General features: G+C 62.9%; 20 protein-coding genes. 8 read left to right on the forward strand and 12 right to left on the reverse strand.

The window, feature by feature from the left end; genetic code table 11:
* Positions 1 to 3: 3 nt before the first annotated feature.
* The 4 genes from rapZ to AAGT95_RS18910 all read left to right on the forward strand — a co-directional run bounded on the left by rapZ (position 4) and on the right by AAGT95_RS18910 (position 3107).
* A complete protein-coding gene (rapZ, locus tag AAGT95_RS18895) occupies positions 4 to 948 on the forward strand; it encodes an RNase adapter RapZ (RefSeq protein WP_110602322.1) in 945 nt (314 codons plus the stop codon).
* The gene (locus tag AAGT95_RS18900) at positions 935 to 1204 is read left to right on the forward strand and encodes an HPr family phosphocarrier protein (protein ID WP_110602320.1); all 270 of its coding nucleotides are present in this window, start codon (positions 935 to 937) and stop codon (positions 1202 to 1204) included. Before rapZ ends, AAGT95_RS18900 begins: the two co-directional genes overlap by 14 nt.
* A gap of 100 nt (positions 1205 to 1304) precedes the next feature.
* Positions 1305 to 2660 (forward strand): magnesium transporter, encoded by a 1356-nt coding sequence (gene mgtE / locus AAGT95_RS18905; RefSeq protein WP_110602318.1) that lies wholly within the window; start codon positions 1305 to 1307, stop codon positions 2658 to 2660.
* Positions 2661 to 2717: 57 nt separating this feature from the next.
* Positions 2718 to 3107 (forward strand): acyl-CoA thioesterase, encoded by a 390-nt coding sequence (locus tag AAGT95_RS18910; RefSeq protein ID WP_110709821.1) that lies wholly within the window; start codon positions 2718 to 2720, stop codon positions 3105 to 3107.
* Between the two features lie 338 nt (positions 3108 to 3445).
* Here AAGT95_RS18910 and pmbA read toward each other — a convergent pair whose 3' ends face one another.
* A complete protein-coding gene (gene pmbA, locus AAGT95_RS18915) occupies positions 3446 to 4786 on the reverse strand; it encodes a metalloprotease PmbA (RefSeq protein ID WP_342594773.1) in 1341 nt (446 codons plus the stop codon).
* A gap of 173 nt (positions 4787 to 4959) precedes the next feature.
* Here pmbA and yjgA point away from each other — a divergent pair, with 173 nt between their 5' ends.
* Positions 4960 to 5475, forward strand: a complete 516-nt coding sequence (gene yjgA / locus AAGT95_RS18920) for a ribosome biogenesis factor YjgA (protein ID WP_342594774.1) — start codon at positions 4960 to 4962, stop codon at positions 5473 to 5475.
* Between the two features lie 59 nt (positions 5476 to 5534).
* Here the strand turns inward: yjgA and tldD are convergent, their stop codons facing one another.
* The 7 genes from tldD to AAGT95_RS18955 form a co-directional block, all read right to left on the reverse strand.
* On the reverse strand, positions 5535 to 7004 hold the full coding sequence (gene tldD, locus AAGT95_RS18925; RefSeq protein ID WP_342594775.1) for a metalloprotease TldD: 1470 nt from the start codon (positions 7002 to 7004) through the stop codon (positions 5535 to 5537).
* Entirely contained in the window at positions 7001 to 10951 is a 3951-nt protein-coding gene (locus AAGT95_RS18930) for a YhdP family protein (RefSeq protein WP_342594776.1), read from the reverse strand. Before AAGT95_RS18930 ends, tldD begins: the two co-directional genes overlap by 4 nt.
* A gap of 19 nt (positions 10952 to 10970) precedes the next feature.
* Entirely contained in the window at positions 10971 to 12434 is a 1464-nt protein-coding gene (gene rng / locus AAGT95_RS18935; protein WP_110598219.1) for a ribonuclease G, read from the reverse strand.
* A 117-nt stretch (positions 12435 to 12551) separates the two neighbouring features.
* On the reverse strand, positions 12552 to 13181 hold the full coding sequence (locus tag AAGT95_RS18940) for a Maf family protein (protein ID WP_342594777.1): 630 nt from the start codon (positions 13179 to 13181) through the stop codon (positions 12552 to 12554).
* A 110-nt stretch (positions 13182 to 13291) separates the two neighbouring features.
* Positions 13292 to 13771 carry a rod shape-determining protein MreD gene (gene mreD / locus AAGT95_RS18945; RefSeq protein ID WP_110598221.1) on the reverse strand — a complete coding sequence of 160 codons (480 nt, stop codon included), beginning with the start codon at positions 13769 to 13771 and terminating at the stop codon, positions 13292 to 13294.
* A 2-nt stretch (positions 13772 to 13773) separates the two neighbouring features.
* Complete coding sequence (gene mreC, locus AAGT95_RS18950; RefSeq protein ID WP_110598222.1) at positions 13774 to 14694, reverse strand: rod shape-determining protein MreC; 921 nt, start codon at positions 14692 to 14694, stop codon at positions 13774 to 13776.
* Between the two features lie 108 nt (positions 14695 to 14802).
* A complete protein-coding gene (locus AAGT95_RS18955) occupies positions 14803 to 15840 on the reverse strand; it encodes a rod shape-determining protein (RefSeq protein ID WP_110598223.1) in 1038 nt (345 codons plus the stop codon).
* Between the two features lie 276 nt (positions 15841 to 16116).
* On the opposite strand from AAGT95_RS18955, the gene gatC reads away from it, so the two are divergent.
* From gatC to gatB, 3 genes are all read left to right on the forward strand, one after another.
* Positions 16117 to 16407 (forward strand): Asp-tRNA(Asn)/Glu-tRNA(Gln) amidotransferase subunit GatC, encoded by a 291-nt coding sequence (gene gatC / locus AAGT95_RS18960; RefSeq protein WP_110708615.1) that lies wholly within the window; start codon positions 16117 to 16119, stop codon positions 16405 to 16407.
* 154 nt (positions 16408 to 16561) lie between these two features.
* Complete coding sequence (gatA, locus tag AAGT95_RS18965) at positions 16562 to 18025, forward strand: Asp-tRNA(Asn)/Glu-tRNA(Gln) amidotransferase subunit GatA (RefSeq protein WP_342594778.1); 1464 nt, start codon at positions 16562 to 16564, stop codon at positions 18023 to 18025.
* Positions 18025 to 19476, forward strand: a complete 1452-nt coding sequence (gatB, locus tag AAGT95_RS18970; protein ID WP_110598226.1) for an Asp-tRNA(Asn)/Glu-tRNA(Gln) amidotransferase subunit GatB — start codon at positions 18025 to 18027, stop codon at positions 19474 to 19476. Before gatA ends, gatB begins: the two co-directional genes overlap by 1 nt.
* 76 nt (positions 19477 to 19552) lie before the next feature.
* Here gatB and AAGT95_RS18975 read toward each other — a convergent pair whose 3' ends face one another.
* The 4 genes from AAGT95_RS18975 to AAGT95_RS18990 all read right to left on the reverse strand — a co-directional run bounded on the left by AAGT95_RS18975 (position 19553) and on the right by AAGT95_RS18990 (position 22564).
* A complete protein-coding gene (locus AAGT95_RS18975; protein ID WP_342594779.1) occupies positions 19553 to 19981 on the reverse strand; it encodes a hypothetical protein in 429 nt (142 codons plus the stop codon).
* Between the two features lie 79 nt (positions 19982 to 20060).
* A complete protein-coding gene (locus tag AAGT95_RS18980; protein WP_342594780.1) occupies positions 20061 to 20744 on the reverse strand; it encodes a tetratricopeptide repeat protein in 684 nt (227 codons plus the stop codon).
* A 172-nt stretch (positions 20745 to 20916) separates the two neighbouring features.
* A complete protein-coding gene (locus AAGT95_RS18985) occupies positions 20917 to 21600 on the reverse strand; it encodes a hypothetical protein (RefSeq protein WP_342594781.1) in 684 nt (227 codons plus the stop codon).
* A 109-nt stretch (positions 21601 to 21709) separates the two neighbouring features.
* Positions 21710 to 22564, reverse strand: coding sequence for a tetratricopeptide repeat protein (locus AAGT95_RS18990; RefSeq protein ID WP_342594782.1), 855 nt, complete (start codon positions 22562 to 22564; stop codon positions 21710 to 21712).
* Between the last annotated feature and the right edge of the window lies 1 nt (position 22565).

The following is a 22565-nucleotide window of genomic DNA, read 5'->3' on the forward strand; positions in this document are numbered from 1 at the left end:
GCGATGCAACTCGTCATCATCAGCGGCCGCTCGGGCTCGGGGAAATCGATCGCACTGCAGGCGCTCGAGGATCTTGGCTACTATGCCATCGACAACCTCCCGGCCAACCTGCTGGCACCGCTGATCGACGAGCTGCGCAGCGCGCCGCCCTCCCGCCCCAACGTGGCGGTCAGCATCGACGCACGCAACCTGCCGGAATCGCTGGAGCGTTTCCCCATCCTGCTGGAGGCGGTACGCGAGCGAGGCATCGATACTCAAGTCGTCTATCTCACCGCCGACGCCAAGATCCTGCTCGAGCGCTACTCGGCCACTCGCCGACGTCACCCGCTGACCCGCGGCAATGACATGACCCTGGCCGAGGCCATCGATCACGAGCAAAGCTATCTCGCGCCGATTCGCCGCGTGGCCGACCTGGTCATCGACACCCAGGGGCTCTCGGTGCACGACCTCCGGGCCCGGATCGGCGAACAGGTGGCCAGGCATACCGGCGGCCGCCTGACCCTGACCTTCGAGTCGTTCGGCTTCAAACGGGGCGTGCCGCTGGACGCCGACATGGTGTTCGACGCCCGCTGCCTGCCCAACCCGTTCTGGGACCCCGGGCTGCGCGCCTACGACGGCCGCGATGCCTCGATCATCGAGTTCCTGGAGTCTTACCCCGATGTCCATGCCCTGGCGGAGGATATCCATGGCTGGCTCGATCGCTGGTTGCCATCCTACCTGGCCAGTCATCGCAGCTACCTGACGGTCGCCATCGGCTGTACCGGCGGCCAACACCGCTCGGTCTATCTGATCGAGCGACTGGCACGCCATTTTCACCACGACGACGCCGATATTCGACTGCGCCATCGTGAGCTGGGCATTCATACCGCTCTCTCGAGCGACTCAGCAGCGCAGCCATCGGCACCAACAGGAAACGCAGGATCCCCAGAGCGCGATGCCGACACGTGAACTTCGCCTGACCAACCGCCGCGGGCTGCATGCCCGTGCCGCCACCAAGCTGGTGCAGTGCTGCCAACCCTTCGACGTACGCGTCGCGATCTATCACGGTAACCGCCAGGCAGACGCCGCCAACATCATGTCGCTGCTGATGCTCGCCGCCCCTTGTGGCACCGAGCTGGTGGTCGTTACCGAAGGCGCAGACGAGGAGATCGCCATGGACGCCATCGTCGGGCTGTTCGACGCTCGTTTTCACGAGGACGAGTAACCCGCCTTATTTGTGAACAGCGTTTTCCATCCTCGTCATGCGCCTCGACGATGGTAGAATGCTCACCCTATCGCCAGTCGTTCAAGGATGACCGTTCAGGATGAGCAACAATCCCGAAAAACTGCAGCCACGGCTGGCCAAGCTCAACCAAGCCCTCGAGAGCGGCGCGCTGGATCAGGCGCGGCGCATGCTCAACCGTGGCTTGGCGCCGGTGGATGTCGCCCACCTGCTCGAATCCACGCCGCCCAAGGAGCGCGAGATCCTGTGGGGCTTGCTGGACCCCGAGCTACACGGCGACGTGCTGCAGTATCTGGGCGACGACGTCCAGCTCGAATTCCTCAACCGCATGGATGCGGAAGAGCTGCTGACAGCGACCGAGGGGCTCGACGTCGACGACCTCGCCGACCTGCTCCAGCAGCTGCCCAACACCGTCATTCAGGAAGTCCTCCAGTCCATGGAGGCGCAGGAGCGTCAACGCGTCGAAGCGGTGCTCTCCTATCCGGAAGACACCGCCGGCGGCCTGATGAACCCGGATGCGATCACCATCCGCCCGGATATCACGCTGGATGTCGTTCTCCGCTACCTGCGTCGCCACGAGCGCCTGCCGGATGCCACCGACACCCTGCTGGTGGTCACGCGTCGCGACGAGCTGATCGGGATCCTGTCGATCAACCGCCTGCTGGTATCGGATGTCTCGGTCCTGGTTCGCGAAGTGATGCAGACCGACTTCCACGCCATTCAGGCGACCGCCTCGGACAGCGACGTGGCGACGCTGTTCCAGAAGCACGACTTGATCTCGGCACCGGTCGTCGGCATCGATGGCAAGCTGCTCGGCCGCATCACCATCGACGATGTGGTCGATGTGATCCGGGAGGATGCCCAGCACCAGGTCATGAGCATGGCCGGTCTCGACGAGGACGAAGACACCTTCGCCCCCGCGCTGAGGACGAGCCGCCGCCGTGCGGTATGGCTCGGCATCAACCTGGTCGCGGCGACGATCGTCTCCATCGCCATCGGTTTCTTCGAGGACACCATTCAGCAGATCGCCGCGCTGGCCGTGTTGATGCCGATCGTTTCCAGCATGGGCGGTATCGCCGGCTCCCAGACCCTGACCGTCCTGATCCGGGGTATTGCGCTGGGCCACGTCTCGGGCGCCAATGTCCGTTGGCTGCTGATTCGCGAACTGCTCGTCGGCATGACCAACGGACTGATCTGGGCCGTCGTCGTGGGCGCGATGTCGGTGTTCCGCTTCGATGACATTCGGCTCGGCGAGATCATCGCCATGGCGATGGTCATCAACCTGACCGTCGCCACGCTCGCAGGCACCCTGATCCCGGTGATGCTGAAAAAGTTCAAGATCGATCCGGCCCTGTCCGGCGGCGTGCTGTTGACGACCATCACCGACGTGGTCGGCTTCGTCGCCTTCCTCGGATTGGCGACGGCGTTCTATCTGTAACGACACCGTGGCAACGTATCCCCAAGGCGCGAGCGCCCGCCAGCCAAGGAGCAGCAGATGAACTTCCACACCCGCAAGTGGATCAAGCCCGAGGATCTCAACCCCAACGGGTCACTCTTCGGTGGCAGCCTGTTGCGCTGGATCGACGAGGAGGCGGCCATCTACGCCATCATTCAGCTGGGCAACGCCCAGGTGGTGACGAAATACATCTCCGAGATCAACTTCGTCTCCAGTGCCCGGCAGGGCGACATCATCGAGCTGGGCATCACCGCCACCCGCTTCGGCACCAGCTCCATCACCCTGGAGTGCCACGTCCGCAACAAGATAACCCGCAAGAGCATCCTGACGATCGACAGGATGATCTTCGTGAATCTCGGCGAGGATGGCGCTCCCGCCCCGCATGGCCGCACCGAGATCACCTATGTCAAGGATCGCTTCGACGCCTGAAGCCGCGAGCCGCGAGCCGCGAGCCGCGAGCCGCGAAAATCAGCATCCAGTCCGCCGTAAAGAAAAAACCAGCGACGAACGTCGCTGGTTTTTTCGTAGCTCGTAGCTCGTAGCTCGTAGCTCGTAGCTCGTAGCTCGTAGCTCGTAGCTCGTAGCTCGTAGCTCGTAGCTCGTAGCTCGTAGCTCGTAGCTCGTAGCTCGTAGCTCGTAGCTCGTAGCTCGTGGCTCGTGGCTCGTGGCTCGTAGCTCGTAGCTCGTGGCTCGTGGCTCGTGGCTCGTAGCTCGTGGCTCGTTGGCTCGTAGCTCGTGGCTCGTGGCTCGTAGCTCGTAGCTCGCGCTTACTGCCCCGCGATGGTCATCGAGTCGATCAACCAGCTGCCGGTCTGGATGCTTCCCCGTCGATCGATGTCGTCGCCGACGCCCTGGAGGCCGGAGAACATCTCGCGCAGGTTGCCGGCTACGGTGAACTCCTCCACCGGGTGGGATATCCGGCCGTTCTCTACCCAGAAACCCGCCGCGCCTCGCGAGTAATCACCGGTTACCGGATTGAGCCCCTGGCCCATCATCTCGGTCACCATCACTCCCGTGCCCATCTGCTGCATCAACTGCTCAAGAGAAGAGGTCGGCGCCTGAATCCGAACATTGCGCGCCCCGCCGGCGTTGCCGGTGGTCTGGAGGCCCAGCCGACGAGCGCTGTAGGCCGCCAGCATGTAACTCGCCAGCCTGCCGCGATCGATGAAGACGTTGTCCCGGGTGGCGACGCCGTCACCATCGAAGGCGGCGCTCGCCATGCCACCGACCTCGCGCGGATGCTCACCTAGGGTGAACCACTCTGGGAACAGCGTCTCGCCGAGCTGGTCGCAGAGAAACGACGATTCGCGATAGAGCGCCCCGCCGGCGATGCTGTTGAGCAGGTTGCCGACCAACCCGCGCGCCATGTCCGGCGCCAGCAGCACCGGGAACCGGCCGGTTTTGGGCCGCTGCCCGCCCAGCCGGCTCAGGGTCCGCTCGGCAGCGCTGACACCCACCGACTCCGGAGTCGCCAGATCACTGGCCTTGCGCGCCGTGGTGAAATCGTGATCGCGCTGCATGCCGTCGCCGCTACCGCCGATCAGCAGGCAGGAAAGGGAGTGGCGAGTGCCGCGCTTGCTGCCCAGAAAGCCATGGCTGTTGGCATAGACCGTGACCACTTCCGAGGAAGAGAGGCTGGCACCTTCGGAGTTGGTGATGCCAGCTTGATCACGGCCCGCGCTTTCGCAGCGCAGCGCCAGCTCGACCGCCTGATCGGTGCTCAGCGCCCACGGGTGATGGAGGTCGAGATCCGGCAGCTCGGTCGCCATGAGCGCTGCGTCGGCGAGCCCCGAAGCCGGGTCCTCGCCGGTGTAGCGCGCGATCGAGATCGCCTTCTCGACCACCGCCCGAATCGAGGCGTCCCCGGCGTCCGAGGAGGAAGCATTGCCCTTGCGGTTGCCCACGTAGACGGTGACCGCGATACCTTGATCGCGAGAGAGCTCCACCGTTTCGATCTCGCCCAGGCGCACGCTCACGCCCAACCCCTGGTCGACGCTGGCACCGACTTCGCAGGCGTCTGCGCCAAGTTGCCTGGCGAGTTCCAGCGCCATGCCGGCGCGCTCCTCGAGGCGCGATTGCTGTGCCTCGGCGTTGAAAGCTTGACTCATCTGAGACTCCTGATGCTTGAAACTCCGCTCATCGGACACGCCGATCGAACGGAGCCTGGATCAATTCGGGCCTTGGGCGGGGCGCTATGTATCCACGCCTGGCTGACAAGAAGCGTTGGCGAGGCGGGTCGCGCTGATATACTACGGCCCTCACTCGACGCATTGGGTAAACCATGGCTAACGATTCGGACAACGATACGGCTTTCGATCACGACGCACCTCCCAGCAAGAGCCAGATCAAGCGGGAGATGCAGGAGCTGCAGGCACTCGGCGAGCGCATCATCGCACTGGACCCCGCCGTGCGCGCGCGGCTGCCGCTCTCCGACGAAATGCTCGCTGCCGTCGAGGAGACCGGTCGCATCCGCTCCCACGAAGGACGCCGTCGCCACATGCAGTACGTCGGCAAGATCATGCGCAAGGAGGACCGCGAGGCGATCCGGGCCGCCTTCGAGGAGATCGACCAGGAGCACGTCCAGCGCAACGCCGCGTTCCACCGTCTCGAACGGCTTCGCGACCAGCTCATCGAGGACGATGCCGCCCTGGAACCCTTCATCGAAACGCATCCCCATGTCGACCGCCAAGCGCTGCGCCAGTTGATCCGCAACGCCCGAAGCGAGAGAGCGCGGAACAAGCCGCCCGCCAGCTCCCGCAAGCTGTTCCAGCTGATTCGTGACACTGCCGGGCTCTGAACCGCGGGCAGCCAACCTGGGCTCGCCTGTCGCCAGATCACGCAACGCCTGGCGCGTGGCTATGACGCCGTGCCACCGACGGTGATCTCGTCCAGCTTCAGGGTCGGCTGACCGACGCCGACCGGCACCCCTTGGCCCTCCTTGCCGCAGACCCCGATACCGCTGTCCAGCGCCATGTCGTTACCGATCATCGAGACATGCGACATCGCTTCGGGGCCATTGCCGATCAGCGTGGCGCCCTTGACCGGCGCGGTGATCTTGCCGTCCTCGATCAGATACGCTTCGGAGGCCGAGAACACGAACTTGCCGGAAGTGATATCGACCTGACCACCGCCGAAGCTGACCGCGTAGATACCCCGCTTGACGCTCTTGACGATCTCTTCCGGATCGTCCCGCCCCGCCAGCATGTAGGTATTGGTCATGCGGGGCATGGTGACATGAGCGTAGGATTCGCGCCGCGCGTTGCCGGTGGGCTGCATGCCCATCAGCCGCGCATTGAGCTTGTCCTGCATGTAGCCGGTGAGAATGCCATCCTCGATCAACGGCGTGTACTGGCCCGGCGTTCCCTCGTCGTCGATGCTCAGTGAGCCGCGACAGTCGTCGAGCGTGGCATCGTCGACGACAGTGACGCCCTTGGCCGCCACCCGTTGACCCAGGCGGCCGGAGAAGGAGGAGCTGCCCTTGCGATTGAAATCCCCTTCCAGACCGTGGCCCACCGCTTCATGCAGCAGGATGCCCGGCCAGCCGTTGGCCAGCACCACCGGCATCTGTCCGGCCGGCGCGGCGACCGCCTCCAGATTCACCAGCGCCTGCCGCACCGCTTCCTTGGCATAGGCGTCGGCAACGTTCTCGTCTCGCAGACGCTGCATGGAATAGCGGCCGCCACCGCCAGCGCTGCCGCGCTCGCGACGCCCATTCCTGGCGACGATCACGTTGACGTTGAACCGCACCAGCGGACGGATGTCGGCGGCCAGCGTGCCGTCGCTGGCACAGACGAGCACCACCTCGTGCACCCCGGTCAACGACGCGCTGACCTGGGTCACCGCGGGATCGGCGGCGCGCGCCACGCGATCCGCCTGCTTGAGCATCGCGATCTTCTCCTCGGCACTCAGCCCGCTCAGCGGATCGATACCCTGGTAGCGAGACGTCGCGGCGGCGACCTGAATCGGTGCCGGTTCACGCCGGTCGCCGCTGCGCGCGATGCCGGACGCGGTGCGCCCGGTGTCCAGCAGCGCGTCCGGGCTGATCTGGCTCGAGTAGGCGAAGCCGGTCTTCTCGCCGGAGAGCGAGCGCACGCCGACGCCCCCATCGATGTTGTAGCTGGCATCCTTGACCTCGCCATCCTCCAGCACCCACATCTCGTGCCAGGTGCGCTGGAAGAAGAGATCGGCGTAGTCGATACCGGCGCCCATGGCGTGGCCAAGGCCAACGCTCAGCGATTCGACGTCCAGCCCGCCGGGCGCCAGCAACAGCGTCGACGCCTGCTCGAGAGCGTCGCCACTCGTCTGTTTCATCGGACTCAGTGTCATTGGGCACTTTCCAGGTTGATGTTCGGCGAGGACCAGGGGCCCTCGATGCGATAGTAAATCTGCGTCGCGCGATCCAGCCAGCGGCCGAACAGCTGATCGACGACGAAGAGGCCGATACCGACCTGCGGAGCGCCGGCCATGACCGCGACCAGCGGCAGGTTCTGGCTGACGGGCACGGTGATCCCGAGGCGCTGGTCCAGCGTCTGCCGATTGAGATCGACGCTGCCGGAGAGCGTGAACCGAGTGGCGGTACCGTCGACGACGATCGGCCCCTCGGTCTGCAATCGGCCATTGTACAGCGTAGCGCTGCCCTCGATGCTATTGAAAGCCGTACCGCCGCTCGTGACGTCGGAAAAGTCCAGTTGCAGACGGCGCAGCACGTTGTCCAGGTTGAACAGGCCGACCAGCTTGGCCCCCGAGGAGTGAATCTGGCGTAGTCGGCCATTCTCGAGGGTCGCCTGAACCCGTCCGGTCGACAGCGGCAAGGCGAACTGCCATGGCGCCCCCGGCCAGGAGAGTTGCAAATCGGCGTCCGCGCTCTCGCTGGTGACCGGCACCTGCTGGCCCAGCGCCTGGAAGGCACTCCCCACGTTGCCACCCGTGGCTTTCACCTGAGCCCGGCTCAAGCTTGCCTCCCCGGAGGCTTGCCACTCGAGCGACCCGGACAGCTTCAGCGCTCCCAGGGTCAGACTCAGCGGCTCGACGGCGAGTTGCCGGTCATCGGCATGCCAGGTCGCCTCCAGCGGCCCGAACTGCTGCCCCTGACGCTCGAACTGTGCAACCCGCACGCGACCCGCCGGCACTTTGGCGAGACCCGAGGGGATCGCCGCTGGATGGGGGGCGGTCTCGATCTCCTCCATCAGGCTCGACGTCTGGCCCTGGTCCGCCCCCTCCTTGGGGGTCAACGCATCCAGGTTGAGACGTTGCAGGTCGATATCGATCGGCATCGCGGCATCCGGCTGCCAACTGGCCTTGCCCGCGGCGATCTCGCCGGCGAGCGACAGTTGCCAGCCGTTCGACAGCGGCGAGGCATCGGCCTGCAAGCCACCGAGACAGCGCCCTTCCACCAGGATGCACGGCGTCGATAGCGCAATGCGCTTGAGACCGCCGCCATCCTTGACGGGCTTCGCCTCGGGATCGCCAACATCGTCCTCGAGGGTCGTTGGAACACCACCCTCCGTATCAGGTGCCGAATCGGCGGCTTCGAGTCCGCTCAGGGCCTGTACCCAGCGCTGGGTATCGATCCGGTTCGGGCGCCACAATACGTACCAGCCGGGCTCGCTGGGCCAAGCGGCCTGTTCGCCCGGCCACCCTTCCAGCCACACCTGTCCCTGGACCTGATCGCCCACGGTGCGCCAGCGCGCGTGCCCCCAGCTACCCAGCGTCACCCGACCGGTGCCGGCGGCGATATCGGCATCGATCGCCAACGACTCGCTCGAAGAAGGCGACTTCCCGAACGGCGGCGGCAGTGCGATCCCCAGGCTCTCGAGATCGCTTCGCACCGTGAGGCTGGCGTTGTCCTGTTCGTCGAACGTCAAGTTGGCGCGATAGGGGAAGAAGCCGCTCAACAGGCCGCCGACGCGAGACAGGCCGGCCCAATCCAGCAGTCCCCGCCCCAGCGCTCTGCCCTCGAGGGCAATGCCGCTGGGGCCGCGCTGGCGACCGCCGATATTGAAGTGCGCCAGCACCGGCCCCTCGAAAGCCCGCGCCCCCAGCTCTCCGGTGACATAGTCCTCGCCGTTGTCGCGCCGATAGCGCAGGTCGCCGTTGACGCCACCGAGCGTCAGTTGCAGCTCGGGGAACGTCAATGACTTAGCATCGACCCGGCCCTGGACGTCGACCGCCATGTCGGTCTCGACGTCGCTGCCCTCGTCCATCGGCATATCGATACGGAGATTGGCACTGACCGAGCCCTCGCTCTGCCAAAGGCCGAAGGTCTCACTCATGGTGTCCAGCGGGGCGTGGGCGAGAAAATCCAGCACGCCGGCGGTGCTGCCGTTGACATCACCCTCGACGTGCAGCGTCTTGTCGTCCAGCACGACACTGGCATTGCGGGTCGTGAGGCCATGGCTGGTGGCGTGTGTGATGTTCGCGTCCAGGTCCATGTTGTCCATCTGCAGGTGGCCATAGACCTTCTCCAGCGCGGGCCACTCGGGCGCGTACTGGAGGCGCCCGTCGGCCACGTCCAGCGACAGCTTGAGATAGTCGTCCGGGTTGACGAACATCTGCCCCTCCGGCGCTTCCTTGTCGCTCAGCGTGACGGAGAGTCCCAGCTTGCCCCGCTCGACGATGCCGCCGATGTCGCCGCCGAACCATTCCCGTAATTGCTCGTCGTCGATCACGCGGGTAGGCAGCCACGACAGCACTCGCGAGTTTCGGGCATCGGCATTGGCGAAATCGAGATCCAGTAGGAAGGTACCGGGCTTGTCCTGGTCATCGTAGAGCGTCAGCCCGAATCGCCCAGTGGCGGTTGCACCCCGCCATCCCGCCTTGAGGTTCTCGCCGCTGACCACGGCACCCTGGCGGGTCAGTTCGAAGTCGATCTGGCCGCTGGCGCGGGAGAGATCCAGCGGGTCGGCGTAAACCATCGGAATCGAGAATTGCGCCGCCTCACCGGCGGCGAAGGAGACCGTGCCTCCACGCCCACGATAGCTGATCCAGGCGTCCGCGGGGCCGCCGCCGGGAATCTCGTTCCAGGCGGTTACCGCAGCGTTCTCGAGCGCACTCTGGGCGTACCATTCACCGTTTTCCCGCCCGACTTCCAGACCGGCGACGTGGCCGCGGGGGTTCAACTGGATCAGCGTCTGAGCGAGCTCGAACGGCATTGGCAGATAGCGCAAATAGTCGGTCATGCCGGCCAGATCGAACGGTGCGCTGCGCAGCCGCCAGCCATTCTCGGTGGACTGGGCCTGCAACTGCTGTGGCCAGTCCACCGCTGCCAAGCCGGCATGGGAGACCCGCAGGTCATCCAACCAGGCTCTCCAGCCACCCTGGGAGTCGCGGTCCAATCCCGCCTCGAAGCCGAGCCCACGCAGCGTCTCGGAAACCTCGTTGCGGGTGTCATTGACCTGCAACCTGGGTACGTCGAGTGAGAGCCGGCCCTGGCGCAGTCCGCCGTCGCGCCACTCGCCGGCCAGCGACGCCTCGCCCTCGACCTTCCCGACCCCCTTGGGGTAGCCCGAGCTCAATGCGGCCAGTGACGGCGATAGCGCGCCCAGATCAAGCTCTCCGGCGAAGCGAGCCTCGGGGTGATCGTCGGTGCCACCGTCCCCTGGTTGCGACTCACCGCCGCTCTCGATCGCCAGATGAAGGTGTCCCGCCTCTTTCTCCCCGGCGCTGAGCGTCGCCTGGATCGAGGCCTGGCCGTTCCGGCTGGCCAGCATCAGTTGCGAAACCGAGACGCTGGCCTGCTCGCGCTCGCCATGCAGGACCAGCGTGACGTTCTCGAGCCGGGCCTGCTGGCGCGCCAGCATCCGCAGCCAGCCGTCGATATCGAGCGACGAAGACGAGGAGTCGTCGGTGCCACCGAACCAGCGGCTGCCTGCACCATCCGGCCAGGCCCATCGGCCGTCGGCAGCCTGATAGAGATGCAGCGTCAGCCCCTCGATCTCCGCCCCCCGCAGGACCGGCGCGCCCAACCGCCAGCTTGCCAGCGTCTCGAGCCGCCCGGCGGCGTGATCGATGCCCAGCAGCGGCTGACCGTCATGGGTCTCGAGTCGCAAGTCATTCAACGTCAGGCGGGGATTCAATCGATGGACCGTCAGGGCGAGGTGACCGAGCCGGGCACTGGCCTGCAACTGGTCTTCCACGACCGAGGTCAGCCAGGGGCTCAGCCGATCGATCTGCCAGGCCGCCAGCCGAACGCCGCTCGAAAGCACGGCGACGATGATGGCAACGAGGGCGACCAGCGTCAGCAGCCAGCGCCAGGAGGCACGCAACCGAGTCATTCGGGGACGACTCATCGGTTCACATCAGCACGATGTCGTACTGTTCCTGGGAGTAATGCGCCTCGACCTGGAACCGGATCGTCTTGCCAATGAAGGATTCGAGATCGGCCACCGCAGCGGACTCCTCGTCGAGCAACCGATCGACCACCGACTGGGCGGCCAGCACCATGTAGGTCTCCGGCGAATAGGCACGCTCCTCGCGCAGGATCTCGCGGAAGATCTCGTAGCAGATCGTTTCCGGGGTCTTCAGCGACCCCCGCCCCAGGCAGGTCGGGCAGGGCTCGCACAGTGTCTGCTCGAGACTCTCGCGGGTACGCTTGCGGGTCAGCTGCACCAGGCCCAGTTCGGTAACGCCGGTCAGCTTGTTCTTGGCATGGTCCCGCTCCAGCGACTTCTCGAGCACCCGCAGCACCTGGCGCTGGTGCTCCAGCTCCTCCATGTCGATGAAGTCGATGATGATGATGCCGCCGAGATTGCGCAGCCGCAGCTGGCGGGCGATGGCGGTCGCGGCTTCGAGGTTGGTCTTGAAGATGGTCTCTTCGAGATTGCGATGGCCGACATAGCCGCCGGTATTGACGTCGATGGTGGTCATCGCCTCGGTCTGGTCGATGACCAGATAACCGCCGGACTTGAGCTGTACCTTGCGCCCCAATGCCTTCTGGATCTCGTCCTCGACGCTGTAGAGATCGAAGATCGGCCGCTCGCCGGGGTAGTATTCGATCCGCGACTCCATGGTCGGCATGAACTCCCGGGCGAACTCCTTGAGCTTGAAGTAGTTCTCGCGGGAGTCGATGCGCACCTTCTCGATCTGGTCACGCATCACGTCGCGTAGCGTACGGATGAACAGTGGAAGATCGTCGTAGATCGGGGTGGAGACCTCGGCCGTGGTACGCCGCTCGGCCACCTTCTGCCACAGCCGCTGCAGGAAGACCATGTCGGCGAACAGCTCCTCTCGCCCCACGCCCTCGGCCGCCGTGCGAATGATGAAGCCCCCGCTGTCGCCTGACGGCAGCTCCGCCTTGCCGCTCTCGACCAGCGCCTTCAATCGTTCGCGCTCGGCCTCGTCCTCGATCCGCTGGGAGACGCCGACATGGGGGGAATCCGGCATATAGACGAGATAGCGGGAGGGAATGGAGAGATGCGTGGTCAACCGCGCCCCCTTCGAACCGATCGGGTCCTTGGTGACCTGGACGATCAGCGACTGCCCGGCGTGCAGCAGATGGCTGATCGACGCCGGCTCCTCGTGCGGGGCATCGGGAGGGAGTACTTCGTTGACGTGAATGAAGGCGGCCCGCTCGAGGCCGATATCGATGAAGGCGGCCTGCATGCCCGGAAGGACCCGCACGACCTTGCCCTTGTAGATATTGCCGACGATGCCCCGGCGACGGCTACGCTCGATGAAGGCTTCCTGCAGCACGCCGTTTTCCACCACGGCCACCCGCGTTTCCATCGGCGTCAGATTGATCAGTACCTCACCGCTCATGCGGGCATCCTTGTTGCAGGTGGTTCGAGCACGCCGGCGACATCCCTTGCCGGGGCCAGCGGCGCCAGCCTCATGGGAATTATGGCACAGCCGCCCGTTCTCTCATAAGGCGCCCCGTCACGAGGGAAGATCGCCCGGCCCGCCATCCGCCAACGCGCCACCCCACAGCGGGACACCTTGCCCGCGTAGCAGGGCCGCGGTCTCGGCAAGCGGCAGACCCACCACGGCGGAGTAGCTCCCCACCAATTGGTCGACGAAGATCGATGCCAGGCCCTGAATCGCGTAGCCGCCCGCCTTGTCCAGCGGCTCCCCGGTTGCCCAGTAGGCCGACGCTTCCGCCTCGTCGATGCGACGCATCACCACGCGGGTGGAGACCCGGCTCTCGACCAGCCCCCGAGGGCCCAGCACGGCCACCGCGGACAGTACCCGGTGCTCCCGTCCGGACAGCATCATCAACATCTCGCGGGCGTGGGCTTGATCTGCCGGCTTGCCGAAGATGGCGTCGTCGCAGACCACGACGGTGTCGGCGCCCAAGGTGGGCAACGCACTGCCCACATGGCCCGCCTCGGCCTTCTGGCGAGCTAGGCGGGAGACGAAGCGCTCCGGCGACTCTTCCTCCAGCCGGGACTCGTCGATGTCGGTCGGCACGACCTCGACCGTGACGCCGATCGACGCCAGCAGCTCGCGCCGACGCGGCGACGCCGATGCCAGGCGCAGGACGGGGTCGGCGCGGGAAGCGGCATTCATGGGCAAATCCTCCGAGGGAGCTGGGAAGTCACCGGCCGTCGGCATGCCGCCACCGGTCGGGAAGAGCGCCGGTCACGCCGCAGCGTGGTCGCGAATGGCCGCTGCGACGGCTACCCGATGCCCAACCGGCGACGCACCACCTGCATCATGGTGAATAGCCACGGCCAGAGCAGCGCTCCGATCAGTGCCGGCAGCAGGAACTCGAGGCTGACGGAGATCGGGCCGAAGATCGTGCGCAGCCACTGTTCGACCAGTTGCGCGATACCCAGCAGAATGAAGACCAGCACGGCCTGCTGCCAGATCGAATAGACGCGGAAACGCTGATAGAGCAGCAGGAAGAGATAGGCAAGCAGCGACAGCACCAGGGCATTCTGCCCCAGCGGTGCGCCCTCGATCAGGTCGAGCATCAGGCCCAGCACGAAGCCATGCAGCACGCCCACGCGTTGCGGGGTGGCGACACACCAGTAGGCCAGCAGCACACCCAGCCAGTCCGGTCGCCACACCAGCCAGGCATCCGGCAGCGGCATCACCTGCAGGCAGAGTGCCAACAGCAGCGTGAACCAGACGAAGAGATAACCGAACGGACCCATGGCTACTCCTGCTCCGTGGACTGCAGTGTCAGCGCTGCGGTCAACGCGTCTTCATTGATCCGGTTGGTATCGGGATGACCGGGATCACCCGGCCACACCACCTGGCGAGCCATGCGTTCCGGCGCGCTCAAGCTCTCCTCGGGTCGCTCGGGCGGAAACAGCAGCAGGAAATAGCGCGAGCGCTCCGGCTGGGAGATCGGCTCCGCCGAGACTTCCATGAACGCCTGACTCGACTCGCGCTTGACGTCGACGACACGCGCGACCGGATAGCCCTGAGGGAAACGCCCGCCCAGTCCGGATGTCACCAGCAGATCGCCCTCGCGAATATCCGCCGTCGCCGGCACGCTGGGAATGTTGAGCGAATCGAGCTGGCCGGTGCCCTGGGCGATGAAACGCAAACCGTTGCGATTGATCTCCACCGGCACCGCATGGTTGGCATCGGCCACCATCAGCACGCGACTGGTATAGGCGGAGACGGAGACCACCTGGCCGATCAGGCCCGAGGCGTCCATCACCGGTTGGCCGATGTAGACGCTATCGCGCCGCCCTCGGTTGATCACCATCTGCTGGGTGAACGGGTCGGAGTCCAGCGATAGCAGCTCGGCGGTGATATAGGGCACGTCGGCGGGATTCGGAGCGTTGAGCAGTTCGCGCAGGTGGATGTTCTCGGCGGTCAGGCTCGCCATGCGCTGCACCCGGTTGGAGAGCGTCAGCAGTTGCTCGCGCAGGCGCCCGTTCTCGTCGATCAGCGCCTGCTGGTCGGAGATCGCCATGGCGCCCCAGCGCACACCCTCGCTAGGCAGCGCGACCAGCCACTGGATCGGCGCCACGATCGAGGTCATATGGGAACGTGCCGTTTCCACCGCGCTGAAGCGGTGTTCGGCAAACATCAGCCCGAACGCCAGTACCGCACACAGCAGCATGCGGTACGTGGGTATCGGGCCGTAGGAAAACAGCGGTTTGATAGGCCTCACCCCCACCTACCGAAGACGGAAGGTGCCGCTCGGCGGCCTCATCCGTCGCGGCTGGCCTCAATCGCTGGAGAGCAGTTCGAAGGTATGCTGATCGATCATCTCGAGCGCCTTGCCGCCACCCCGAGCAACGCAGGTGAGCGGATCCTCGGCGATGATGACCGGCAGGCCGGTCTCCTCGGCGATCAGCTTGTCGATATCACGCAGCAACGCGCCACCGCCGGTCAGCACCAGGCCACGCTCGGCGATGTCGGAGGCCAGTTCCGGCGGGGACTGCTCCAGGGCGCTCTTGACCGCCGCGACGATGGAAGCCAACGGCTCCTGCAGCGCATCGAGGATCTCGTGGGAATTGAGCGTGAAGCTGCGGGGAATGCCCTCGGCCAGGTTGCGCCCGCGAACGTCGATCTCGCGCAGCTCGCCGCCCGGATAGGCGCAGCCCACCTCCTCCTTGATCCGCTCCGCCGTCGCCTCGCCGATCAGACTGCCGTAGTGGCGACGCACATAGGAGGTGATCGCCTCGTCGAAGCGGTCGCCACCCACCCGCACGGATTCGGAGTAGACCACGCCATTGAGCGAGATGATCGCGATCTCGGTGGTGCCGCCACCGATGTCGACGACCATGGAACCCTGCGCCTCCTCGACCGGCAGGCCGGCACCGATCGCGGCAGCCATAGGCTCCTCGATCAGGTAGACATCCCGTGCGCCGGCACCCTCGGCGGACTCCTTGATCGCGCGGCGCTCGACCTGCGTGGACATGCAGGGAACGCACACCAGCACGCGCGGGCTGGGCGTCAAAAAGGTGCTTTGATGAACTTTGCGGATGAAGTGCTGCAGCATCTGCTCGGTAACGGTGAAATCGGCGATCACGCCATCCTTCATCGGACGGATGGCGGTAATGTTACCGGGCGTACGCCCCAGCATCCGTTTGGCGTCGAGACCGACAGCCGCAACACTACGCATGTTGCCGGATTGGCGAATCGCCACGACGGAGGGTTCGTCCAGGACGATCCCGCGACCGCGGACGTAAATCAGCGTGTTGGCGGTCCCCAGATCGATCGACAGATCGCTCGAGAACAGCCCCCGTAAACGTTTAAACATGGAAACTTTTACCTAGTCCAGACCGGAACCCTGTGCGGACGCAAACGGTATCACCGTGGGGGTAAAGCAGCAAGCGCAAGCCTGCCAGATGGGGCGTTAATATGATAATGTCTCCTCCATTTCTTGGCATGAACAGTATCGCGAAGTTTTAGCGCGATGATCGTCTCCGATTTCCGACATCCCGAGGTTCGGGACTGGCCCTTTGGGTAGAGGTTTCGGCGATTCGGTCTCACCGCCATTCACGACGCGATGTCTCAACCAGAGGACCTTTTCTACATGGCAATCGAACATGCGGACGTGCTGCGCGCCGCGCATCTGGCTCGCCTGGGACTCAACAGCGATGCCGAAGCGGCCGGCTATGTCGACGACCTGACCCGGATCCTGGAAATGGTCGATCGCTTGCAGGCGGTGGACACCGATGGCATCGCGCCCCTCTCCCACCCGCTCGACACCACCCAGCGCCTGCGCCCGGACGAGGTCACCGAGACCAATCAGCGCGACGCCTTCCAGGCCTGCGCGCCGGAGACCGCCGAGGGCCTCTATCTGGTACCGCGTGTCGTCGAATAAGTTCGACATTTCAGGACACTTTAGACTTCAGGGCGCTTTAGAGAGTCGACTAAGTTCGACATCGTCGAGCACGTCCGACGTCGTTTATCGATGAGAGCGACAATTGCCGTCATTTCATCCCGCATAGCGATCTGACTCAGGGAATATCGACCCCATGCATCATATGACGCTCACGGAACTCGCCAAGGGCCTAAAAGCCGGCGACTTTTCCAGCCGAGAGCTGACCACCAGCCTGCTCGACCGTATCGAGCGCCTGGATGGCGAAATCAACAGCTTCGTCACCGTCACTCGCGATCAGGCCCTCGCTGCTGCCGATACCGCCGACCAGGCCCGCGCCAAGGGCGAGTCGCGCCCGCTTGCCGGCCTGCCGCTGGCGATCAAGGATATCTTCTGCACCCAGGGCATCCGTACCAGTTGCGGTTCGAAGATGCTCGACAACTTCCAGGCGCCCTACAACGCCACGGTGGTCGAGAAGCTCCAGGCCGCCGGCATGATCAGCCTCGGCAAGACCAACATGGACGAGTTCGCCATGGGCTCGTCCAACGAAAACAGCTTCTATGGCCCGGTCAAGAACCCCTGGGACCACACCGCCGTCCCCGGCGGCTCCTCCGGTGGCAGCGCCGCCGCCGTCGCGGCCGGCTTCGCGCCTGCCGCGCTGGGCACCGATACCGGCGGCTCGATTCGCCAGCCGGCCGCCTTCTGCGGCATCACCGGGCTCAAGCCGACCTATGGCCGGGTCTCCCGCTACGGCATGGTCGCGTTCGCCTCGAGCCTCGACCAGGGCGGGCCGATGGCCCGCAGCGCGGAGGATTGCGCCCACCTGCTCGGCGCCATCGCCGGCCACGACCTGCGTGACTCCACCAGCGTCGCCCGGGTGGTGCCGGACTATCTGGCCGAGCTGGACGCGCCGCTGGACGGACTCAAGATCGGACTGCCCAAGGAGTACTTCGGTGACGGCCTGGACGCGGAGGTCGAAAGCGCCATCCGCGAAGCGATCCGGGTCTACGAATCCCTGGGCGCCAAGGTGTGCGAGGTCAGCCTGCCGCATACCCACCTGGCGGTGCCGGCCTACTATGTGATCGCCCCGGCGGAAGCCTCCTCGAATCTCTCACGCTACGACGGCGTGCGCTTCGGTCACCGCTGCGACAACCCGGTCGATCTAGAGGATCTCTACAAGCGCTCGCGCGCCGAGGGCTTCGGCGACGAGGTCAAGCGCCGTATCCTGATCGGCACCCACACCTTGTCGGAAGGCTTCTTCGACGCCTACTACCGCAAGGCGCAGCAGGTCCGCCGCCTGATCCGCCAGGACTTCATGGACGCCTTCGAGGAAGTCGACGTGCTGATGGGCCCGGCCGCGCCGACCCCGGCGTTCGATCTCGGCGCCAAGAAAGATCCGGTCTCGATGTATCTGCAGGACATCTACACCATCGCCATCAACCTGGCCGGTATCCCGGGCATCAGCGTGCCGGCCGGTTTCTCCGGCCAGGGCCACCGGCCGATCGGCCTCCAGATTCTCGGCCAGCACTTCGCCGAGGGCCAACTGCTCAACGTGGCGCATCAGTTCCAGCAGGCGACGGACTGGCACCGTCGGCATCCGACCGATCAGGAGACAACCTAATGCAGTGGGAAACCGTCATCGGGTTGGAGGTCCATGTCCAGCTCGCCACCCAATCCAAGATCTTTTCCGGCGCCTCCACCGCGTTCGGCGCCGAGCCCAACACCCAGGCCTGCGCCATCGATCTGGGCCTGCCCGGCGTGCTGCCGGTGCTCAATGAAGGCGCTGTGGCAATGGCCGTTCAGTTCGGCCTGGCGATCAACGCCGAGATCCCCGAGACCTCGCTGTTCGAGCGCAAGAATTACTTCTACCCCGACCTGCCCAAGGGCTATCAGACCAGCCAGATGGCCCAGCCCATCGTCGGCAAGGGGGAAGTCGAGATCGTGCTGGACGACGAGGTGCGCAAGCGGATCCGCATCCACCACGCCCACTTGGAAGAGGACGCCGGCAAGTCACTGCACGAAGACTTCCACGGCATGAGCGGCATCGATCTCAACCGTGCCGGCACGCCGCTGCTGGAGATCGTCTCCGAACCCGACATGCGCTCGGCCAAGGAAGCGGTCGCCTACATTCGTGCGATTCACGCCATCGTCACCTATCTGGGCATCTCCGACGGCAACATGGCCGAGGGCTCAATGCGCTGCGACGTCAACGTCTCGGTGCGCCCCAAGGGCCAGGAAACGCTGGGCACCCGTGCCGAGATCAAGAACGTCAACTCGTTCCGCTTCGTCGAGCGCGCGATCGAATTCGAGGTCGAGCGCCAGATCGAGCTGATCGAGGATGGCGGCAAGGTCGTCCAGGAGACGCGGCTCTACGATCCGGACCAGGACGAGACCCGCAGCATGCGTACCAAGGAGGAAGCCAACGACTATCGTTACTTCCCCTGCCCCGATCTGCTGCCGGTGATGCTCGATAGCGCCTATATCGAACACCAGCGCGCGACCCTGCCGGAGCTGCCCACCGAGAAGCGTCACCGCTTCGAGACCAGCCTCGGGCTCTCGGCCTATGATGCCGGCGTGCTCTCCTCGACCCGCCCGATGGCCGAGTATTTCGAGGCCGTGCTGGCCGTCTGCGGCGATGCCAAGCAGGCGGCCAACTGGGTCCAGGGCGAGCTCTCCGGGCATCTCAACCGCGAGAACATCGATATCAGCAACAGCCCGGTCACCCCGGAGCAGCTCGGCGGCCTGGTCAGCCGCGTGCTCGACGACACCATCAACGGCAAGGCGGCCAAGCAGGTCTTCGCCGCGCTGTGGAACAACGAAGGCCAGAGCGCCGACGAGATCATCGACACCCGCGGGCTCAAGCAGGTCACCGACACCGGTGCCATCGAAGCGATGATCGACCAGGTCATCGCGGACAGCCCGGTGCAGGTCGCCCAGTACCGCGACGCCGACCCGGAGAAGCGCGGCAAGATGATCGGCTACTTCGTCGGCCAGGTGATGAAGGCCTCCCGCGGCACCGCCAACCCGCAGCAGGTCAACGGCCTGCTCAAGCAGAAGCTGGACGAAGCCTGAGCCAACGCTCGATCAACCAGCCAGCACCAACGAAAAAGCCCATGGCCTTGGCCATGGGCTTTTGCATGTTGGTGGCCTAGGCCGCCTCGGTCTGCACCCGCTGCCGCAAGGCAAGCGCACACCTCTCGCGATCCTCCTTGGCCAGGCTCTTGAGCGGGATCTTGAGCTTGCCTTCACCGGAACTGGCTTTGCGGTAGTAAAGCACACACTCGCGCGGGGTCGCTTCAACACGCGCTATCTGGTCGAGCGCAAGGGTCGTACGCGGGCGGATGATCGCCAGCTTGACCGAGACATCATCCTCCGTGAGCCGGACGATCGGATTGAACTGGAACCAGAGCCCGGCCACGATCAGGGCACAAGCGACGAGGATCGGAGCCCCTGGAAAAACCGGCGAGCTGGAGATCGCCACCAGCGACGCGAGCAATAATCCACCCCCGCCGCAAAGCGCGATAAGCGAGGGGACCTTGGCGTAAAAAGCCTGATCTGAATTCTCTTGAACCGGCATAGAAAACCACCCCTTAGCGTCGGACAGGCTGGCGCCAGATTATGACTTATCACCACACACCAGCACCTACGCGAAAGCTTCAGTTGGCGCGACGAATAAAACCACCGCCAACCTGAACGTTGTGCTCTTCCTGCCATTCTTTGGACTGACGGAGAGCTTCGTCGATCTGCTCTTGAGTCATTTCCTTGGCAATGCGCTTTTTATCATCAACGCCAGCACTTCCACTCAAGTCATAGTACTTATAGGCTTTCACAAGATCCCTATCCACTCCTATCCCTTTATCGTAATACTCAGCCAGGTAAGGGAAGTTTATTATCTGCCCCGGCTCAAATTTAGAACACGCCGATTTTTTGGCCCAATAAAAAGATTTTGCCTCATCCACTCCCACACCAACACCCTTGCGGTAAAGATAGGAAAGATTACCAGCAGACTGAGTATCACCTGCCTCACCAGCCTTGCTTAACCAAAAAACGGCCTTATTCATGTTTTTAGAATACAGACCCTGCCAATCACGCCCCCAGTAGGCTCTACCAAGCATTCTTTGGGAGAGAATGTAGCCTTCTTCTGCTGTCTCGGTGGCAAGCTGTCTCACCTCATCTAGATTCTTACTTACGCAGACGCCATAGTAATACATGGTTGCAAGGGTATAGCCAGCATCAACCACATCAGCCTGCCATGCTTCCTTTAACAAGCCAACTGCTTTATCACAGTTTTTTGCAACACCAAGTTCATCATCTCCTTTTACATAAAGCAACCCCAACATATATTTGTATTTGTACTCATTGGCACCATCTGCAGACTTCAGGCTCTCTATAGTCAGGTCGTCATACGCTTCATTAAGCGACCTTCCAGTGGGATCCTGAAAAAAACTTCCGCATATGCAGATCGCGCAAACACAGACAACGCAATAAAAACAAAAACAAAAAGATTTTTCATTAACCCAGCCTCATCTCCAATATATCACGCTTCATAAAGCCCAAGCTCGCGTCCCCCACGAGGACACTCAACTCAGCCTTATCTCCAACTTCATCTATTGAATAATCGCCCTGCCACTCCAGAACGTATGATTCATCAATATATTCAAAAGCAGGTTGATCAGAAAGGTGTACGCCTTGTGAGTGCGAACCTCCTGAAGCGGGCAACATTTGATCGCCACCCTCAACCTTTTTGTAACGCCAATCAAAAACATAATCCCTCGTTTCAGAAACTCTTAAACGAGCCTCCAAATCAACAGTTCGAAGGGCTGGCAAACTTATTTTTATAGTAATCCTCAACAGATTTCTTCTTGATGCAGACATATCGACAACATCGCTAGTACTAAATCCCAGCAAGCCATTACTGACACCAGTATCATTAGAGCCAGAAACAACACGGCTCCACGAAAACTCCACCAAGACCCCCTCAAACACCATCTCCAGCGAACTTTGCTCGGACGCCATATCGTCGAACGGCAGAACCTGCATATCTTCTCGTTCCGATGGCTTACCGAGAATGCTGCGGTTCACCCACATCTGCACCGCCGGGGACACCATGGCCACAAATGCATAACCCAGCAGTAGCGTCAGAATCCCGAAAAACACGCCTACGACGAGCCCGACACCCGTGCTCGCGCTGATCACGACGATCGAAGCAATGCCGGCGAGAACCCAATAAAAAACCCATGGTCAATGCCATGGGTTTTTTATTAGAAGGCCATATATCATACTGGCAACACATCAGCACCTAGCGTTAGTTGGCTTGACGAATAGAGCCACCGCCGATCTTAACATTATGCTCTTTCTGCCACTCTTTGGACTGACGAAGAGCTTCGTCGATCTGCTCTTGGGTCATTTCCTTTGCAATACGCTGTTTATCCTTGACACCCGCAGAGCCGCTAAGATCGTAGTACTTATAGGCTTGAACAAGATCTAAGTTTGTACCGATCCCTTTTTCATAATATTCAGCAAGAGGCAAAAAACCGCCTATCCCGCCTCCATAGCTATCCGATGAAAAAGCAGCCCTTTTCCTCCAAGCAAAGGATTTCTCCGCATCCTTCTTAACACCAAGCCCCTTAAGATATATATAAGACAAATTGGCAGACGAGACACCATCGCCGGATTCACCTGCCCTCTTCAACCAAAAAATAGCTTTTTCCATATTCTTAGGAAAAGCATTCAACTGACCTCTCCCCCAGTAGGAACGGCCTAGCTCACGCTGAGCTAATAAATACCCTTTCTTAGCAGACTCTACTAGCAGCCGCTTAGCCTCTCCAGAATCCTTATCAACGCACTCTCCTTTGTAATACATGGTAGAAAGAGTATACCCTGCGTCAGCACCACCATTATTCCAAACGTCGTTGAGCAAAGAGACTGCAGCTTTACAGTCCTTTTCCACTCTAAGGCGCTCATCCCCCTTCAAGTACAGAAGTGCCGAGATATACTCAAGCTCTTTATCTTCCGCGCCTTCATCTCTAATAATGTCAGAAGACTCCATACTTCGATATTTTTTATCAAGTTCGAAGCCTTCCGGGTCTTGAAAAAGGACATCTGCAGAAGCAATCGAAGAAAACACAAAAAGGGCAAAAATAAAAGCAATCTTTTTCACT

The organism is Salinicola lusitanus, assembly GCF_038648475.1.
GTDB lineage: Bacteria > Pseudomonadota > Gammaproteobacteria > Pseudomonadales > Halomonadaceae > Salinicola > Salinicola lusitanus.

Coding starts and splice junctions, on each gene's coding strand:
- rapZ (WP_110602322.1), top strand. CDS start 4: ATGCAACTCGTCATCATCAGCGGCCGCTCGGGCTCGGGGAAATCGATC.
- AAGT95_RS18900 (WP_110602320.1), top strand. CDS start 935: ATGCCGACACGTGAACTTCGCCTGACCAACCGCCGCGGGCTGCATGCC.
- mgtE (WP_110602318.1), top strand. CDS start 1,305: ATGAGCAACAATCCCGAAAAACTGCAGCCACGGCTGGCCAAGCTCAAC.
- AAGT95_RS18910 (WP_110709821.1), top strand. CDS start 2,718: ATGAACTTCCACACCCGCAAGTGGATCAAGCCCGAGGATCTCAACCCC.
- pmbA (WP_342594773.1), bottom strand. CDS start 4,786: ATGAGTCAAGCTTTCAACGCCGAGGCACAGCAATCGCGCCTCGAGGAG.
- yjgA (WP_342594774.1), top strand. CDS start 4,960: ATGGCTAACGATTCGGACAACGATACGGCTTTCGATCACGACGCACCT.
- tldD (WP_342594775.1), bottom strand. CDS start 7,004: ATGACACTGAGTCCGATGAAACAGACGAGTGGCGACGCTCTCGAGCAG.
- AAGT95_RS18930 (WP_342594776.1), bottom strand. CDS start 10,951: ATGACTCGGTTGCGTGCCTCCTGGCGCTGGCTGCTGACGCTGGTCGCC.
- rng (WP_110598219.1), bottom strand. CDS start 12,434: ATGAGCGGTGAGGTACTGATCAATCTGACGCCGATGGAAACGCGGGTG.
- AAGT95_RS18940 (WP_342594777.1), bottom strand. CDS start 13,181: ATGAATGCCGCTTCCCGCGCCGACCCCGTCCTGCGCCTGGCATCGGCG.
- mreD (WP_110598221.1), bottom strand. CDS start 13,771: ATGGGTCCGTTCGGTTATCTCTTCGTCTGGTTCACGCTGCTGTTGGCA.
- mreC (WP_110598222.1), bottom strand. CDS start 14,694: ATGCTGCTGTGTGCGGTACTGGCGTTCGGGCTGATGTTTGCCGAACAC.
- AAGT95_RS18955 (WP_110598223.1), bottom strand. CDS start 15,840: ATGTTTAAACGTTTACGGGGGCTGTTCTCGAGCGATCTGTCGATCGAT.
- gatC (WP_110708615.1), top strand. CDS start 16,117: ATGGCAATCGAACATGCGGACGTGCTGCGCGCCGCGCATCTGGCTCGC.
- gatA (WP_342594778.1), top strand. CDS start 16,562: ATGCATCATATGACGCTCACGGAACTCGCCAAGGGCCTAAAAGCCGGC.
- gatB (WP_110598226.1), top strand. CDS start 18,025: ATGCAGTGGGAAACCGTCATCGGGTTGGAGGTCCATGTCCAGCTCGCC.
- AAGT95_RS18975 (WP_342594779.1), bottom strand. CDS start 19,981: ATGCCGGTTCAAGAGAATTCAGATCAGGCTTTTTACGCCAAGGTCCCC.
- AAGT95_RS18980 (WP_342594780.1), bottom strand. CDS start 20,744: ATGTTGGGGTTGCTTTATGTAAAAGGAGATGATGAACTTGGTGTTGCA.